This is a genomic window from Agromyces sp. G08B096, from assembly GCF_040267705.1.
Lineage (GTDB): Bacteria > Actinomycetota > Actinomycetes > Actinomycetales > Microbacteriaceae > Agromyces.
This window is the reverse complement of the sequence record NZ_CP158374.1, coordinates 947,582-964,182: the sequence shown is the minus strand read 5'-3', so window position 1 is coordinate 964,182 and position 16,601 is coordinate 947,582. Positions and strand designations below refer to the sequence as shown.

The window sequence follows — 16,601 nt, the reverse complement described above, 5'->3', positions numbered from 1 at the left end:
ACAGCGGGGGCTGGCACCCGTGTGGTGCAGGGGTGGGGCTCTAGGAGACCCCGAGTTGTCCTGAGAGGACCATGACGGCCGAGCCGCGCAGGACGATGTCCTGCCCGAGCTCGGTCATCCGCAGCCGGAGATCACGGTGCTGTTCCGCCATCGTCCTGCTCCGGAGGGTGTCGACGGCGGCGTCGTGGAACGCCCCGTCGAGCAGTTCGGCGGGGCCGCTCAGCACGACCTCCGCCAGGTTCAGGGCGCCCACGACGGGCGCGAGCACGATGCCGAGCCGGCGGCCCGCCTCGCGCAGCACGTCGTCGCGGGCGGATGCCTCGCCGCCGTCGGCCTCGATGGCCGCGAGCTGGGCGACGAGTCGCGGCACGGCGACCCACGCCTCGAGGCAGCCGTGCTTGCCGCAGGCGCAGCGCGGCCCGCCGTCGGTGCCGACCACGACGTGGCCGATCTCGCCCGCGGCGAAGTCGGTGCCGTGCACGGGGCGGCCGCCGACGATGAGGCCGGCGCCGACGCCGTGGCCGATCTTCACGAGGAGGAGGTCCCGCTCGTCGCCGGCGCCGTGTTCGGCGAGGACGGCGACGTTGGCGTCGTTCGCCACGTGCACGGGGACGCCGAGCGCGCCGCCGACGAGGGCCTGCAGCGGCTCGTCGGTCCAGCCGAGGTTCGGCGCCGAGCGCACCACGCCTGCGGCGTCGACCACACCGGGCGTCCCGATGCCGACACCGAGCACGGGTGCGGTCGCGAGGTCGGCGAGCCGGCGGGCGAGGCCGACGACGAGCGCGGTGGCCTCGTCGCCGGTGGCGCCGTCGAGGGGCACGTCGGCGCGGGCGACGAGGTTGCGGTCGAGGTCGATGACGGCGCCGCGCAGCTGGTCGTGCTCTGAGAGGTCGAGGCCGACGATCTGGAAGGCGGCGCGGTCGACGTCGATGAGGGTGGCGGGCTTGCCGGGTCGCGCATCCTCGCGCTGGCCGAGTTCGACGACGAGTCCTTCGGCGATGAGCTCGGCGACGAGGTCGGAGACGGTGACGCGGGTGAGGCCGGTCTCGCGGGCCACGTCGGCGCGGCTGCGGGCTCCGGCGGAGTAGAGCGTCTGCAGGACGAGGGAGCGGTTGTGGCTCCGCGCGTGCTCGGGCAGGACCTTGGCGGTGGCGCGGAGTGCGCGGCCGCCCGCGGCGTGGGCGCCGTACGGGGAGGTGAGCAGCTCGGCGGCGACGCCCGGGGCGGGCGTCGCGGGGGCCGCGGAGTCGGCCTGGGCCGTCGTCCGGGATGCTTCCGTAGCAGTCACGTTTGTTAGTAAAGCTTACGAACAAACCTGGCGCAAGCATCGGAAGCCGACCGGACCGCTCGTTACCGAGTCGTGACCTCCGCCGGGCGACCCTGCCCCGCTGCGACACCCGCCTCCCGCGCGTCGCGACGGCCCCCGATCGCCCGCAGCGCCGCGAGGATCGCGATGAGGTCGACGACCTCCTGCAGGAGCGCGCCGATCGTCGCCGGGATCACCCCGAACGAGGCGACGAGCATCAGCCCGATGCTCACGAGGATGCCGAGCCAGATGCTCTGGAGCGCGATGCGCACGGTGTCGCGGCCGATCTCGACTGCCTTCGCCACCCGCGACAGGTCGTCGACGAGGACCACCGCATCGGCGGACTCGCTCGCGGCCGTCGCCCCCTTCGCCCCCATCGCGATCCCGACATCGGCCGCCGCCAGCACCGGCGCATCGTTCACGCCGTCGCCGACCATGATCACCGGCCGCTCCGCGATGCCCGCGACCTCCTCCACTTTGTCGGCCGGGAGGCAGTCGGCGCGCACGCGCCCGATGCCCACCTCCGCCGCGATGTGGTCGGCCGTCGCCTGCGCGTCCCCCGTCAGCATCATCGTGCGGTGCACGCCCAGCCGGTCGAGCCGCTCGAGGGTGCCGCGCGCCTCGGCGCGCACCCGGTCGCTCGCGAGCAGGGCGCCCGCGAAGCGTCCGTCGACCGCCACGTAGATCGCGAGCTCGCCCGGCGCGATCTCGGTCCGCTCCGCCTCGGGGGCGTGCTCGCGCACGAACGCGAACTTGCCGACCACCACCCGGCGCCCCTCGATCTCCGCCTGCACGCCGTTCGTGGCCGCCTCGCTCGCCCGAGCCGCGTCGGCGAGGTCGAGCCCTCGGCGCTTCGCCGCGGCGATGAGCGACGCCGCGAGCACGTGCGAGGAGTACTGCTCGGCCGACGCCACGATGCGCAGCAGCCCATCGGCGTCGAAGCCGGGCTCGGGTCGCACCTCGGTGAGCTCCGGCGCTCCGTAGGTGAGCGTCCCGGTCTTGTCGAAGACCGCCGTGCGCGCCGCCGACAACTGCTCGAGCACCCCTCCCGACTTCACGATGAGCCCGTTGCGCGCCGCGCGACTCATCCCGCCGATGAACGCGACCGGCGCCGCGATCAGCAGCGGACAGGGGGTGGCGAGCACGAGCACCTCGGCGAAGCGCACCGGATCGCCGGAGAGCCACCAGGCGAGCGCGCCGAGGGCGAGCGAGAAGATGGTGAACGGCACGGCGTAGCGGTCGGCGAGGCGCACGACGGGGGCCTTCGACCGGGCCGCGCCCTCCACCAGCGCGACGATCTGCTGGTACTGGCTCTCCTTCGCGGTCGCCTCCGCGCGCACTTCCACGGCCTGCGTGCCGTTCACGGAGCCGCTCAGCAGCCGATCCCCCGCGTGCTTCTCCACCGGCACCGACTCCCCGGTGATCGAGGACTCGTCGACGCTCGTCGCCGCCGAGACGAGCGTCGCGTCGACGGGGACGAGCTCGCTCGGCCGGACGAGCAGCCGGTCCCCCACCGCCACGTCGTCGATGTGCACCTCGACGATCTCGTCGCCGTCGATCCGGTGCGCCGACTGCGGGCTGCGCGTCAGCAGCGCATCGAGTTCGCGTTTCGCCCGGCGGTTCGCCATGTCCTCGAGCGCTTCGCCGCCCGTCAGCATGAGCACGACCACGAGGGCGGCCACGTACTCGCCGACGAGCACGGTCGAGACGATCGCCGTGACCGCGAGGATGTCGAGGCCCCAATGTCCGCGCAGGAGGTCGCGCACCATGCCGACGCCCTGCCAGGCCGCCACGGCGAGCGCGTAGCCGCTGAACAGCCACGCGACGGCGGTGGTCCACCCGAGCGCCCACAGCAGGATGCCCGTCAGCCCGATGCCGATCGTGAGCGTCACCACCCAGTACCGGCCGGCCGCTCGCCAGATCCTCCGCATGACACCCCTCCCCCGTGGGCCGCCCCGTTCGCAGCCTAACGCGACCCGCGCGGCGCGCCGAGGGACGGCGAAGGGCCGGATGCCGCGGCATCCGGCCCTTCGCTCGAGCCTGCCCGCACGGCCCGGAGGCCGGCGGGCGCGCGATCACGCGCCGAGGCGCGCCTTGAGGTTCGCGTCGATGGTGTTCAGGAACTCCTCGGTCGTCTGGTAGGCCTGCTCGGGGCCCACGAGGAGCGCGAGGTCCTTTGTCATGGCGCCCGACTCGACGGTCTTGATGACGACGTCCTCGAGCGTGTCGGCGAACTCGATGAGCTCCTGGTTGCCGTCGAGCTTGCCGCGGTGCGCGAGGCCGCGCGTCCAGGCGAAGATCGAGGCGATCGGGTTGGTCGAGGTGGGCTTGCCCTGCTGCCACTGGCGGTAGTGCCGCGTCACGGTGCCGTGCGCCGCCTCGGCCTCGACGATGCTGCCGTCGGGCGTGGTGAGCACCGAGGTCATGAGGCCGAGCGAGCCGAAGCCCTGCGCGACGGTGTCGGACTGCACGTCGCCGTCGTAGTTCTTGCACGCCCAGACGTAGCCGCCCTCCCACTTCAGCGAAGAGGCGACCATGTCGTCGATGAGGCGGTGCTCGTAGGTGAGTCCGGCGGCGTCGAACGCCTCCTTGAACTCGGTGTCGAAGACCTCCTGGAACACGTCCTTGAAGCGGCCGTCGTAGGCCTTGAGGATGGTGTTCTTCGTCGAGAGGTACACCGGGTAGTTGCGGGCGAGGCCGTAGTTCAGCGAGGCGCGAGCGAAGTCCTTGATCGACTCGTCGAGGTTGTACATGCCCATCGCGACGCCCGAACCGGGCGCCTGGAAGACCTCGAAGGACTGCGGCTCGGAGCCGTCCTTCGGGGTGAAGGTCATCGTGAGCGTGCCCTCGCCCTCGAACTTGAAGTCGGTGGCGCGGTACTGGTCGCCGAAGGCGTGGCGGCCGACGATGATCGGCTTGTTCCAGCCGGGCACGAGGCGCGGGATGTTCGAGATGATGATCGGCTCGCGGAAGATGACGCCGCCGAGGATGTTGCGGATCGTGCCGTTCGGCGACTTCCACATCTTCTTCAGCCCGAACTCCTCGACGCGCGCCTCGTCGGGCGTGATCGTCGCGCACTTCACGCCGACGCCGTGCTTCTTGATCGCGTTCGCGGCATCGATCGTGATCTGGTCGTCGGTCTCGTCGCGCTTCTGGATGGAGAGGTCGTAGTACTCGAGGTTCACGTCGAGGTACGGGTGGATGAGCTGGTCCTTGATGGCCTGCCAGATGATGCGCGTCATCTCGTCGCCGTCGAGCTCGACGACGGTGCCTTCAACCTTGATCTTGGACAAGAGGAATCTCCTTGGATCTCTTTCGGGGGAGCTTGAGGAAGTCTCGCGGGCGGCTCGGCACGCCGCCGACCAGCTTACCGCGTCGCCGGAATATCTCGACATCGAGACAAACCGGTCGCGGCACGAGACATCCGTCGCGCTCGCCCGCGCGAGCGGTTAGCCTTGCTCCATGGCTGAGCTGCGACTCGAAGATCTGTCCGCGTCGAACATCGTCGCGGCGAACCAGTTGTCGCTGAAGCCCGGGCAGGAGCAGTTCATCGCCCCCGTGACGTACTCCGCGGAGTCGTCGGTGGTGAACCCCGCGACAGCCTGGCAGCGGGTCGCCCTGCTCGACGAGAAGGTCGTGGGATTCATCCACGGCAACTTCGACCCCGACAACGAGCACGACTTCTTCCGCGCGTGCATCTGGCGCATCAACGTCGACGCCGAGGTGCAGGGTCAGGGCGTCGGCCGATTCCTCGCCACCTCCCTCGCCGAGGAGGCCAAGGCGCGCGGCTTCGAGCGCATCACCGTGCTGTGGGAGCCCGGTGAGGAGGGCCCAGGCGAGTTCTTCCACCGCATCGGCTTCCAGGACGTCGGCGAGACCGCGTACGGCGACGTCATCGGGGCCCTCACGCTCTGACGGCGGGATGCCCCGTCCAGACCGGATGCCTCGCACCGGCGACCCGTCGCCACGCGAGCGGATGCCCGGCGCCGAGCGGATGCCCCGCGCCGAGGGGTTCGTCGAGGCGGTGCTCGCCGTGGTCGCCGACATCCCGCCCGGCCAGGTCGCGACGTACGGCGACGTGGCCGCGCTCCTCGGCTCCCGCGGGGCGCGGGCCGTCGGCCAGGTGATGGCGCGATACGGCTCGGACGTGCCGTGGTGGCGGGTCGTCCGCGCGGGCGGTCGACCGCCGGCAGGGCACGCCGAGCGCGCGCTGGCGCACTACCGCCGCGAGGGCACCCCGGTGCGACCGGCCGACGACGAGGACGGCTACCGCATCGAGCTCGCGCGCTGCCGCTGGCGCCCCTGACGCCGGTCACCCCTCCGCGACGCCGACCCCCGCGCGAGGCTCCGCGGCAGGCGCCGCCTGCGGCGCCTGATCGCCCAGCGGGATCCGCGCCGTCGCGGTCGTGCCCGCGCCCGGCGGGCTGTCGATGTCGAAGGTCCCGCCGACCGCCTCGACGCGGTCGACGATGCCGAGCATGCCGGTACCGCCGTCGAGCGTCGCGCCGCCCGCGCCGTTGTCGCGCACGACGAGCACGAGCTCGCCGTCGGAGACGTGCGCGCGCACCCACGCCCGGGTCGCGCGCGCGTGCTTGGCGACGTTCGCGAGCAGCTCGGCCACCGCGAAGTAGGCCGTCGACTCGATGAGCTCGGGCAACCGCCCCTCCGCCTGCACGTCCACCTCGACGGGCACCGGGCAGCGCCCGGCGAGTTCGGGGACGGCGAGCGCGAGACCGCCGGCCGAGAGCAGGCTCGGATGGATGCCGTGCGCGAGCTCCCGGAGCTCCCGCAGCCCGGTGCCGAGTGCGTCGATCGCGGCCTCCAGCTCGCCGAGCAGCTCGGGATCGCCGAGCTCGCCCGCGCGGTCGGCCGCGAGCCGCAGGCTCATGCCGAGCGAGACGAGCCGCTGCTGGGCGCCGTCGTGCAGATCGCGTTCGATGCGGCGCCGCGCCTCGACACCCGCCTCCACGATGCGCTGGCGCGACTGGCGCACGTGCTCGAGCGTGCGCTCGATCTCCGAGCGCAGCCGGCCGTTGTCGACCGAGAGCCGGAGTGCGCTCGAGACGCCGTCGAGCAGGCGCATGTTGTCGGTGAGGACCCGGTCGTGCCGGATGAGCGCGATCGGCACCCCGAGCGGCGACGCGACCGGCAGGATGCTCTGGCTCCCCCGCGGGTCGTCCTTCGGCCCGATGGGCGTGCCCGCGGCGTCGAAGTAGCCCGCGCGCTCCTCGTCCCACCAGTACACCCGGACCGAGGCGTCGCGGAGCGTGCGCGCGAGCGACTCCGCCCAGAGCCCGCGGTCTGCGCCCTCCCGGGTGATGCGCATGAGGTCGGCGACCCGGGCCCGCATGTTCCTCGCGTGGGAGATCCCGGCGACGAACGATACGGGCACCGAGGCGATCGCGATGAGCGAGATCGTGGCGAGCACCTCTCCCGAGGTGGTCTGTGCGGCGTAGGTGGCGGCCTGCACCGCCAGCGTGCTCGCCCACGCGAGGAGCGCGAGGGGCATGAGGAAGGCGACGGTGCGGGCCGGCACGCTGCCGCGGACCCACTGCACGAGCAGGCGCCCGGCGATCACGAGCGCCAGCGCGCCGCCGACCACCCGGTACGCGCTGTCGAGGATGCCGAACAGCTCGGGCGCCTCGGCCACCTGGTACGGGTTGGCCACGCAGTCGCAGGTCTCCGGCCCGGGCGAGCCGAACAGCAGGACGGTCACGAGGTTCACGAGCGACGCGCCCAGGGCGATGCCGGCGATCCACCGCTCGAACGCCCCGGCGAGCCACCCTCGGGGGTAGATCAGCACGAGCACGCCGGTGATCACGGCCCAGCCGAGATCGACGCCGCGCACGAGCGGCCACAGCCAGCCCACGTCGCCGATCACGTGGTAGATCGACTGCGGGATCCACAGCACGACGAACCCGATCATGAGCCTCGCTGGCAACCGCGTCGGACCGATGTTCCAGGCCACGCCCGCACAGGCGGCGAACACCAGCGGCACGGCGGCGTGCAGGGTCGTGTACGAGATCTCCTCGCGCTCTGAGGCGGGCGTCGCGAGGAACCCCGACACCTCCATCGCCAGGCTGAGCGCGACGACGCCGACGATCGTGACCGTCCGCAGCGCGATCCGCCGCTTCCGGCCGGGCGCCATCACGGCCGGCCCCCGGTCACCTCGCGCCGAGCAGGGTCAGTACCGCGAGCACGCGCCGGTGGTGCTCGGGCGACTCCTCGAGGTCGAGCTTCTGCAGGATGGAGCGCACGTGCGTCTCGACGGTCTTCAGGCCGAGGAAGAGGGTCTGCGCGATACCGCCGTTCGAGTAGCCCTGCGCCATGAGCTCGAGCACCGAGCGCTCGCGCTCCGTGAGCCGGGCGAGCGGGTCGTCGGCGCGCGTGCGCTGCACCAGCTGCTCGACGACCTCCGGGTCGACGACCGACCCGCCTGAGGCGACGGTCTCGACGGCGCGCACGAGGGTCTGCGGCTCGGAGACCCGCTCCTTCAGCAGGTACCCGGTGCCGCTGCCGGCGCCCATGACCCGCAGCGCGTACTCGGGCGTCGCGTACATCGACAGCAGCAGCACGCCGATCTCGGACCCCGAGCCGCGCAGGGACTCGAGCGCCACGATGCCCTCGTCGCGGTAGCTCGGCGGCATCCGGATGTCGAGCACCGCGGCGTCGATGCCGCCCTCGCCCACGATCTCGAGCAGCTCGTCTCCGGTGCCGACGGAGGCCACGACCTCGATGCCGCCGCCCTCGAGCACCTTCTGGATGCCTTCGCGGAGCAGCAGGGCGTCATCGGCCACGGCCACCCGCAGCGGAGACGCCGTCGGCTCCTGCATCGCCTCTCCGTCCGTTCCGCTTCCGCGCATGCGCGACCCTCGGGAGGTCGCGCCCCGCATTCGGTGAGCGTAGCGCGTCCCGGCGGCGGCCGGACGCACCCAGTTCAGGGGACACCCCGATGCGACGGGGCCCGCGGCGTGCCACGCTGGTGACGCCCGCGGCGCGGTCCGGCGCCGCCTTCCCCGAGGAAGCACGGATGACCCTTCCCGCCGACGCCGCCGACGCCGCCGCCACGGCCGATCCCGGCCCCGATCGCCGCCCCCCGACCGTCGTCTCCGTACCGGTCGGGGCGACGCTCGCCGCCTCGCTCCCTCTCGGCGCCCGACCCGCGACGGGCCGCACGCTCCGGGTGGCGCTCGCGATGCGCGGCGGGGTGAGCCTCGCGGTCTGGATCGGCGGCGTCGCCGCCGAGCTCGACCTGCTCCGGCGCATCCGGCTCTTCGAGGTCGGCGACGAGACGTGGGCCCTGGTGCCGGCCTCGCGTGGCGCCGAACTCACGCCGGCCGTCGAGCGCCGGGTGCGGGAGTACGCCGACCTGCTCGACCGTGCCGGCTACGACCGCGTGGAGATCGACCTGCTCGCGGGCGCGAGCGCGGGAGGCCTGAACGCCGTCGTCTACTCCGTCGCCCAACGGGCCGGCGTCGCGCTCGACGGCCTGCTTCGCACGTGGGGGCGGGTCGGCGGCTTCTGGGGGCTGCTGCACGAACCCGGCGCGTGGCGACCGCTGGCGCTCATGCGCGGGGAGGACTACTTCCGGCGGAACGTCCGCGAGGCGCTCGAGGAGTTGCACGGGTCGGGCGCGGGGCATCCCGACCTCGTCGCCGACTACGTGAGCGTCGACCTGTCGACGACGATGATCGACGCGGCCGACCAGGCGGAGGAGGATGCCTCGGAGGGGCGCGGACACTTCCGGTTCGTCGGCAGCGACACCCACCACCTCGACAACCTCGTGCCCCGGCGCGACGCGCTCGCCTATCCCGGCAAGGCCGAGGACGACGCCGCGCAGCTCGACCAGCTGGCGCTCGCCGCCCGCTCGACCTCGTCGCTCGCCGGCGGTTTCGAGCCGGCGCTCATCCGGTCGACGGAGTGGCCGGGGCCGGAGGACTCCGACGTCCCGGGCGACCCGCTGGCGGCCGCCGGCACCCCGGCGAGCGCGACCGCGGTCACCGCGACGAGCGTCGCGGAACGCGCCGATCTGCGGTTCGCCTTCGCGGCCCACCGCACGCGGCCCGCCGAGCCGTTCCGGGTCATCGACGGCGCCGTGTTCGACAACGTCCCCATCGACCGGGCGCTCCGGGCCGCGAAGCTCCGCCCGAGCGACCGGCTCGCCGACCGCATCCTCGTCTTCCTCGACCCCGAGCCCGACCCAGCCCTCGGCGGCCCGGCCCCGTGGGACCCCGACGCGTCCCGATTCTTCCGCGCCGTCGGCGCCATGTTCGCCAAGAGCTTCCGCCGCGAATCCGTCGCGCGCGAGGCATCCGACCTGCAGCGCTTCAACGGGCAGCGCGCGATGGAGGCCGGCCGCCGGCTCGCGGGCGCGAGCCTCGTGGCCACGGCGGGCGCAGGCGCCGAGGACGTCGCGCGCCGCCGTGCCGCGTACGTCCGGTCCATGGGCGGCGACCTGGGCGAGCACCTCGCCGACGTGCTCGCCCAGCCGTCGCTGTGGCAGCTGCGATCGCCGAGCCGGCGGCGGCGCAGGTACACGCCCGTCGACCGGACGCTCCTCGCCGGGCTGGACGAGGCCGCCACCGCTCGCTTCGCCGTGATCGCGGGCGACCGGGCGGGGGCGGCGCTGCGCTCGCCCCTCGCGCTCGCCGACGCCGCGAACTGCGTGCTGGCCTGGACGCGCGAGCTCGAGCAGGTTCCGGAGGTGCCGGGAGGCCGGCGCGGCGTCGCGCTCACCGACGTGCGGCGGGACGCCTACGCCGCCCTCGCCGACGCCTCGGGCTCCGTCGACGCGCTCACCGAGCGGGTGCTGCTGCACGTGCTGCGCACGCTGCCCGCCGGACGCCCACCCGGCCCCGCCGACTTCGACGCATGGATCGGGGTCTGGCTCGAGGCATCCGATGCCGTGGACGCCGAGGCGAACTGGCGGGCGCTCGACCGCTGCCTCGACGTGCTCTGTGCCAGAACCGCCGAGATCGACGCGTCGATCGATGCGCACGACGCGAGCGTCGCCGACCGGTGGCGTCGATCGCCGTGGCGTGCCCTCGCCCGCTCCGCCGCGGTGCCCGCACGGGCGATCGACCTCGCACCCCTCGCGTACCCGCTCGGCGTGCCCGCGTCCCTGTCTCGCGTGGACTACTGGACCATCGGCGTCGACGAGCCGCCCGCCGCACCCGAGGAGTACACCGAGCTGCTGCGCGACCGGTTCCTCACCCGGCTGCAGACGACGCTCCGGACGCCCCGGCTCGACGTCGACGACGCGATCGCCCAGCTGAACGCGCCCGACCCGGCGCCGCTCGACCGTCAGACGAAGCTCGCAGGCTACGGGTTCGGCAACTTCCTCGGCTTCCTCGCCAAGGACTGGCGCGTGAACGACTGGTGGTGGGGGCGGCTCGACGGCTCCGCCGGCATCGTCCGCCTGCTGTCCGCACGCGCGGGCGAGGCCGGCGCCGCGGACGCGGATCCGGCCGCTCTCGCCGCCCGCATCGACCGCGTGCAGGCCTCGGTGCTCGAGGAGAGCGACGACGCGGCGTACCGGCGCGAGCGTCTGAGCCCGCTCACGGTGGACGAGCGGGCGACGGATGCCCCGCCGGCCGACGCCCCCGTCGCGACCAGCGTCGCCGCAGCCGCCGCGGCGAGGCGCGCACGCCTCCGCGCCGGCACCGACACGCTGTGGAACCTCCGCCCCGGGTACCGGTTCGCCCTCGCCTCGCGCGCCATCCGACTCGTCGACCGGGCCGCGATGCCGGCGAACCGCATCCTCGCCGTCGCCCTGCAGACCGTGTTCGCCGTCCTCCGTCCGCTCGTCGTGGCGGTGCCCGCCGTCGCCGATCCGCCGCGGCTCGCCCTCGTGGCCGGCCTCACCGCGGGCGCCGCGTGGCTCCTCACCTGGAGCGCGTTCGCGCCGACCACGGGCTCGATCGTCGCGGCGATCGTGGTCGCGTCCGCCGGTGCCGTCGGGCTCATCGCGGGTGTGGTCCGGGCGCGGACCCGCTGGACACGGGTCGAGCGGGGGCTCGCGGACGGGGACCGGCGCTCGGCCTCCGCCGCGTCGCGCCGGGCGTCCCGGTGGCCGGCCGCCAAGTACGCCGCCGTCGCGGCCGCGAGCCTCATCCCGCTCGCGATCGCCGTCGCCCGGGCGAACCTCGTCATGATCGTGCTCTGCGCGCTCGTCGTCGCCGCACTCGTGAGCGTCGCCGTCCGCGCCGCGAGCGGGGCCAGGCCGACGACGGTCGCCCCGCGCCTCGTGCGCACCAACCTCTCGGTCGCCGTCTTCGTCGTCCTCGGCGGGCTGCTGCCGCTCGCGCAGATCCTCTGGGTCGAGGCCCCCGGCTCCCCCTCGTGGCTGCGTTCGGCGCTCGCCCCGCCGCTCGAGCAGGACCTCGCCGTCCTCGCGGTCGGCGGACTGCTCGTGGCCGTCGCGCTCACGGCCGACTGGTTGCCGGTCACCTTCACTCGCGCCGCTCGCGCGAGCTCCCGCTGGGTGGACTGGTTCACCGTGTCCGTGATCTCGACCGGTGCCGCCTGGATCGCCGGCGCGCTCGTCGTCGAGGTCATGGCGCTCGCCGGGCGCCCGGAGCAGCACGGCGTGGGCCTCGCGATCGTCGTCTTCCTCATCGTGTGGGCCAACGGCGTGTGGCTGCTGCCGGAGTTCCGCCGCGCCGAGTTCGACGTGCCCGACCGCGACCTCGTCGACCGAAGGCCGGCCCGCCGGTAGGCGAGGGGGTGCGACCCCCGTACGCTGGCGGGATGAGCATCGATGCGGACCACACGGTCATCGCCGACCGGGTCTCCTCCCCCTCCCCGTCCACCACCTCCGGGCAGCCGGCGGAGGCCGCCGCGTGAGCGTCCACCTGCTGGGCGGCGGCGCGCTGGAGCCGACGGATGCCCCGCTCTACGCCACGTTCCTCGCCGAGGCGGGGGCACGTGCCGGTACGGCAGGGCGCACAGTGCCGAGGGTGGCCATCCTGTCGATTCACCCCGGCGGGCCCGAGCGCGCCGAGGTGCTGCACCGCGTGCTCGCCGCGGCCGGCGAGGTCGAGGTGCACGTGACGAGCTCGCCCGGCGGCGAGGAGCTGCCGCCGACCGCGATCGCGGACGTCGACGGCATCCTCGTCGGCGGCGGCATCGTCGAGGAGGTCCGTTCGGGGCTCGAACCGCTCTTCGGCGAGCTGCGCCGCCAGGTCGCGTCCGGCGTGCCCTATCTCGGCGTCTCGGCCGGTGCCATGGTCGCCGCGGAGGGCGCCCTCGGCGGCGGCACCCGCATCGACGGCGTGGTCGTCTGCCCCGAGGATCCCGACGAGCCCGGCCCCGAGCTCGAGGTGGAGCCCGGCATCGGCCTCGTCGACGTCTCGGTCGACGTGCACGTCGCGCAGCGCGGCACGCTCTCCCGGCTGGTCGCCGCGGTCGAAGCCGGACTCGTCGACGGTGCGCTCGGCATCGACGAGCGCACCGTCCTGATCGTCGGCGACGGCAGCCTCCGCGTCGAGGGCAGCGGCAGCGTGTGGCGAGTGCTCCGCGGCGGCGGCGGCGTGCTGGTCTCGACGATCGGGGGCTGACGGCGCCCGCCAGCCCCCGTCGACGAGCCGCGTGACTACACCAGCGAGTCCCGCCACGCCGCGTGCAGCGCCGCGAACCGGCCCGTGCCGCGGATGAGCTCGGCCGGCGAACCGTCCTCGACGATCCGGCCGTGCTCCATCACGAGCACGCGGTCGGCGATCGCGACCGTCGAGAGGCGGTGCGCGATGATGACCGCCGTGCGGTCGGCGAGCAGCTTCGTCAGGCCCTCCTGCACGAGGCGCTCGCTCGGGATGTCGAGCGAGCTCGTCGCCTCGTCGAGGATCAGCACGGCGGGGTTCGCGAGGAACGCGCGCGCGAACGAGATCAGCTGACGCTGACCGGCGCTCACGCGGCCGCCGCGCTTGTTCACGTCGGTGTCGTAGCCGTTCGGCAGCGACTCGATGAACTCGTGCGCGCCGACCGCCTTCGCCGCACGGACGATCTCCTCGAACGGGGCATCCGGTCGCCCGAGGCCGATGTTGTCGGCCACCGTCCCCGAGAACAGGTATGCCTCCTGGGTGACCATCACGATCGCCCGGCGGAGGTCCTTCGGGTGCAGGTCGCGCAGGTCGACGCCGTCGAGGCTCACGCGCCCGTCGGTCGGGTCGTAGAACCTCGCGATGAGCTTCGCGAGCGTCGACTTCCCGGCGCCCGTCGAGCCCACGAGCGCGACCGTCTGCCCCGCGGGCAGCTCCAGGTCGAACCGCGGCAGGATGACCCGGTCTGCGGTGTAGGCGAACTCGACGCCGTCGAACCGGATGTTCCCCTCGGCCGTCCAGAGGTCGACCGGCTTCACCGGATCGGGCACGCTCGGCTCCTCCTCGAGCACGCCCGAGATCTTCTCGAGCGCGCTCGCGGCCGACTGGTAGGAGTTGTAGAACATCGCCAGCTCCTCCATCGGGTCGAAGAAGCGCTTCGTGTAGAGCACCGCGGCGAGCAGCACCCCGACCTCGAGCGCGCCGTCGACGACGCGGAAGCCGCCGATCAGCAGCACGAGCGCGACCGCGGTGTTGCCGATGAGGGCGAGCGACGGGTTGTAGACCGCGAACAGGCCGAGCACCCGGGCGTTGACGTCGCGGTAGTCCTCGACGAGCTCGCCGAACTCGTGCTCGTTGCGGCGCTCCTTGCGGAACGCCTGCACCGCGCGGATGCCCGTCATGGTCTCCACGAACTGCACGATGAGCTTCGCGCTCGCGACGCGCGACCGGCGGAACAGACGCTGCGACCGCACCTGGAACCAGCGGGTGAGGAACACCAGCGGCACGAGCGCGCCGAGCAGTACGAGCCCCGACAGCGCGTCCATCACGACGAGGGTGACGGCCGTGAACACCATGTAGAGCACGCCGCGGACGAGCTGGTTGAGGCCCTCGTCGAGGAGCTCCCTGATGGAGTCGAGATCGCTCGTCTGCCGCGAGATGATGCGGCCGGACGTGTACGACTCGTGGAACTCCAGCGAGAGCTTCTGCGTGTGCAGGAACACCCGCGTCCGCAGGTCGATCAGCACGGCCTGGCTGATCCGCGCGGCCAGCCGGATGTAGCCCGCCACGAGGAAGGCCCCCGCGAGGCCCGTGATGAGGTACGCCAGCCCCGCGAGACCGACCGGCATCCAGTCCTGCTTCAGCAGGGCCGGCAGCCCCTGGTCGATGCCGTACGCGATGATCGCCGGACCCGCCACCTGCGCGGCCGTCGAAACGACGATGACCGCCATCGTGAGCCACAGCTGCGGCCGGAGCGGCTGCATCAGCGACCCGAGCAGCCGGAGGCTCCGGCGCCGGATCTGCCGGGACTCGGCCTTCGTGTACTCGTGGCGCTCCTCGCCCTGCACACCGAACACGGTGCTCATCGCACGGCCTCCTTCCGGTCGTCGAGATCGTCGTCGAACAGGTCGGCCTCCTGGGCCTCGGCCCGGCGCTCCTCGTCTTCCAGGCTGGAGATCACGAACCGGTAGTGCTCGGAGTCGCGCAGCAGCTCCTGGTGGGTGCCCACGGCCGTGATGCGGCCCTCCTCGAGGAGCGCGACCCGGTCGGCCAGCATGACCGTCGAGGGCCGGTGGGCCACGATGAGCGCGGTGGTGTCGGCGAGCACCGAGCGGAGCTCGGCCTCGACCTTCTCCTCCGTCGCGACGTCGAGCGCCGAGAGCGGGTCGTCGAGCACGAGCACCGCCGGGTCGGCCGCGACCGCGCGGGCGAGCGCGAGGCGCTGACGCTGGCCGCCGGAGAGGCTCATGCCCTCCTCGCCGACCTTCGTCTCGAGGCCCTCGGGCAGGTCGTAGGCGAATCCCGCCTGCGCGATGCGCAGCGCCTCGGTCAGCACCCGGTCGGCCTCGGCCCGGGTCTCGGGGTCGTCGCCGGCCAGCTCGGGGCGGCCGAGCAGCACGTTCTCGCGCACCGACGCCGAGAACAGCGTCGCGTCCTCGAACGCCATCGCGATGTGCCGGCGCAGCTCTTCGCGCGTGAGCGCGCGGACGTCCACGCCGTCGAGCGTGACCGAGCCGCCCGTGACGTCGTAGAGCCTCGTCGTGAGGGCGGTCATCGTGGTCTTGCCGCATCCGGTGAGGCCCACGAGCGCCATCGTCTCACCGGGCCGCAGCACGAGGTCGACGCCGTCGAGCAGGTCGCCGAAGCGCTCGGGCGAGTCCTGGTAGCGGAAGTGCACGTCGGTGAAGGCCAGCTCACCGCGCGGACGCTCGATCGACACGGGTCGCGCCGGATCGCCGACGCGGTTCGGCTCGTCGAGGATGTCGAAGAACCGGTCGGTCGCGGTGCGGGCGTCGAGCGAGAACGCGAGCAGGAAGCCGATCGACTCGATCGGCCACGCCAGCACGGTCGCGGTCGCGAAGAACGCGACGAGCTCACCCACGGTGAGCTCGCCTTGCGCGGCGAGCCAGACGCCGAGCACGAGGCAGATCGCGAGCGCCACGGCGGGGACCACGAGGATCCACACCCAGATGTTCGCGTCGAGACGCGCCTTCTCGATCTCCGTCGAGCGCAGCGACTCGGCCTGCGCACGGAACGTCGACAGGGCGTGCTTGCCGCGCCCGAACGCCTTCAGCACGCGGATGCCGTGCACCGACTCCTCCACGGCGGTCGCGAGGTCGCCGGACTGATCCTGGCTGCGACGGCTGACTTCGGAGTAGCGGCCCTCGAACCGGTACCCGACGATCCAGAGGGGGACCGAGCAGGCGAGGTAGACGAGGCCGAGCACCCAGCTCATGGAGATGAGGATCGCCGCGCCGATGACGATGACGAGGAGGTTCACCACGAGCAGCACGAGCCCGAAGGCGAGCCAGCGCCGGACCAGGCCGAGGTCGCTGACCGCTCGGGAGAGCAGCTGGCCGCTCGGCCAGCGGTCGTGGAAGCTCACGGGGAGGTCCTGGAGCTTGGCGTAGAGGGCGTTGCGCATCCGGGCCTCCACGCGCGTGCTCGGGGTGAGCACGATCCAACGCCGGAGCGCGAACATCGCCGCCTCGAGGGCGCCGAGGCCGAAGACCAGCAGCGACAGCGGAACGATGGCCCCGCGGTCGCCGTCGGTGAGCGGCCCGTCGACGATCCACTGCAGGACCTGCGGGATGGTGAGCGAGACGAGCTGGGCGAGCAGCGCGGCCGCGGCGCTGGCCGCCAAGGCCCAGATGGCGGGGCCGACGTATTCGCGGAGCCGCCAGAGCGCTCGGACGGCGCCCGGGCGCTGGCCCGTCGCCTGGTCGGGTGCCTGGGGATCGGGCGGGTGCTGGTGGTCG

General features: G+C 73.2%; 11 protein-coding genes. 4 read left to right on the top strand and 7 right to left on the bottom strand.

The window, feature by feature from the left end; translation table 11 throughout:
• Nucleotides 1–40: 40 nt before the first annotated feature.
• The 3 genes from ABIQ69_RS04750 to ABIQ69_RS04740 all read right to left on the bottom strand — a co-directional run bounded on the left by ABIQ69_RS04750 (nucleotide 41) and on the right by ABIQ69_RS04740 (nucleotide 4,599).
• Nucleotides 41–1,204, bottom strand: a complete 1,164-nt coding sequence (locus tag ABIQ69_RS04750; protein WP_350350081.1) for an ROK family transcriptional regulator — start codon at nucleotides 1,202–1,204, stop codon at nucleotides 41–43.
• Between the two features lie 146 nt (nucleotides 1,205–1,350).
• Entirely contained in the window at nucleotides 1,351–3,237 is a 1,887-nt protein-coding gene (locus tag ABIQ69_RS04745; protein ID WP_350349235.1) for a heavy metal translocating P-type ATPase, read from the bottom strand.
• Between the two features lie 144 nt (nucleotides 3,238–3,381).
• Nucleotides 3,382–4,599, bottom strand: a complete 1,218-nt coding sequence (locus ABIQ69_RS04740; protein WP_350349234.1) for an NADP-dependent isocitrate dehydrogenase — start codon at nucleotides 4,597–4,599, stop codon at nucleotides 3,382–3,384.
• 169 nt (nucleotides 4,600–4,768) lie between these two features.
• On the opposite strand from ABIQ69_RS04740, the gene ABIQ69_RS04735 reads away from it, so the two are divergent.
• Both ABIQ69_RS04735 and ABIQ69_RS04730 read left to right on the top strand, forming a co-directional pair.
• Nucleotides 4,769–5,221, top strand: a complete 453-nt coding sequence (locus tag ABIQ69_RS04735; protein ID WP_350349233.1) for a GNAT family N-acetyltransferase — start codon at nucleotides 4,769–4,771, stop codon at nucleotides 5,219–5,221.
• Between the two features lie 79 nt (nucleotides 5,222–5,300).
• A complete protein-coding gene (locus tag ABIQ69_RS04730) occupies nucleotides 5,301–5,612 on the top strand; it encodes an MGMT family protein (protein ID WP_350350080.1) in 312 nt (103 codons plus the stop codon).
• A gap of 6 nt (nucleotides 5,613–5,618) precedes the next feature.
• On the opposite strand, the gene ABIQ69_RS04725 is transcribed toward ABIQ69_RS04730, so the two are convergent.
• Entirely contained in the window at nucleotides 5,619–7,454 is a 1,836-nt protein-coding gene (locus tag ABIQ69_RS04725; protein ID WP_350350079.1) for a histidine kinase, read from the bottom strand.
• 16 nt (nucleotides 7,455–7,470) lie between these two features.
• Nucleotides 7,471–8,139: a response regulator transcription factor gene (locus ABIQ69_RS04720; RefSeq protein WP_350349232.1), complete on the bottom strand. Its 669-nt coding sequence runs from the start codon at nucleotides 8,137–8,139 to the stop codon at nucleotides 7,471–7,473.
• A 197-nt stretch (nucleotides 8,140–8,336) separates the two neighbouring features.
• On the opposite strand from ABIQ69_RS04720, the gene ABIQ69_RS04715 reads away from it, so the two are divergent.
• Together ABIQ69_RS04715 and ABIQ69_RS04710 are read left to right on the top strand one after the other, a co-directional pair.
• Nucleotides 8,337–12,023, top strand: a complete 3,687-nt coding sequence (locus ABIQ69_RS04715; RefSeq protein ID WP_350349231.1) for a DUF3376 domain-containing protein — start codon at nucleotides 8,337–8,339, stop codon at nucleotides 12,021–12,023.
• 124 nt (nucleotides 12,024–12,147) lie between these two features.
• Entirely contained in the window at nucleotides 12,148–12,864 is a 717-nt protein-coding gene (locus tag ABIQ69_RS04710) for a Type 1 glutamine amidotransferase-like domain-containing protein (protein WP_350349230.1), read from the top strand.
• 35 nt (nucleotides 12,865–12,899) lie between these two features.
• On the opposite strand, the gene ABIQ69_RS04705 is transcribed toward ABIQ69_RS04710, so the two are convergent.
• Both ABIQ69_RS04705 and ABIQ69_RS04700 read right to left on the bottom strand, forming a co-directional pair.
• Nucleotides 12,900–14,708, bottom strand: coding sequence for an ABC transporter ATP-binding protein (locus ABIQ69_RS04705; RefSeq protein ID WP_350349229.1), 1,809 nt, complete (start codon nucleotides 14,706–14,708; stop codon nucleotides 12,900–12,902).
• Nucleotides 14,705–16,495, bottom strand: coding sequence for an ABC transporter ATP-binding protein (locus ABIQ69_RS04700; RefSeq protein ID WP_350350078.1), 1,791 nt, complete (start codon nucleotides 16,493–16,495; stop codon nucleotides 14,705–14,707). Before ABIQ69_RS04700 ends, ABIQ69_RS04705 begins: the two co-directional genes overlap by 4 nt.
• Nucleotides 16,496–16,601: the final 106 nt, after the last annotated feature.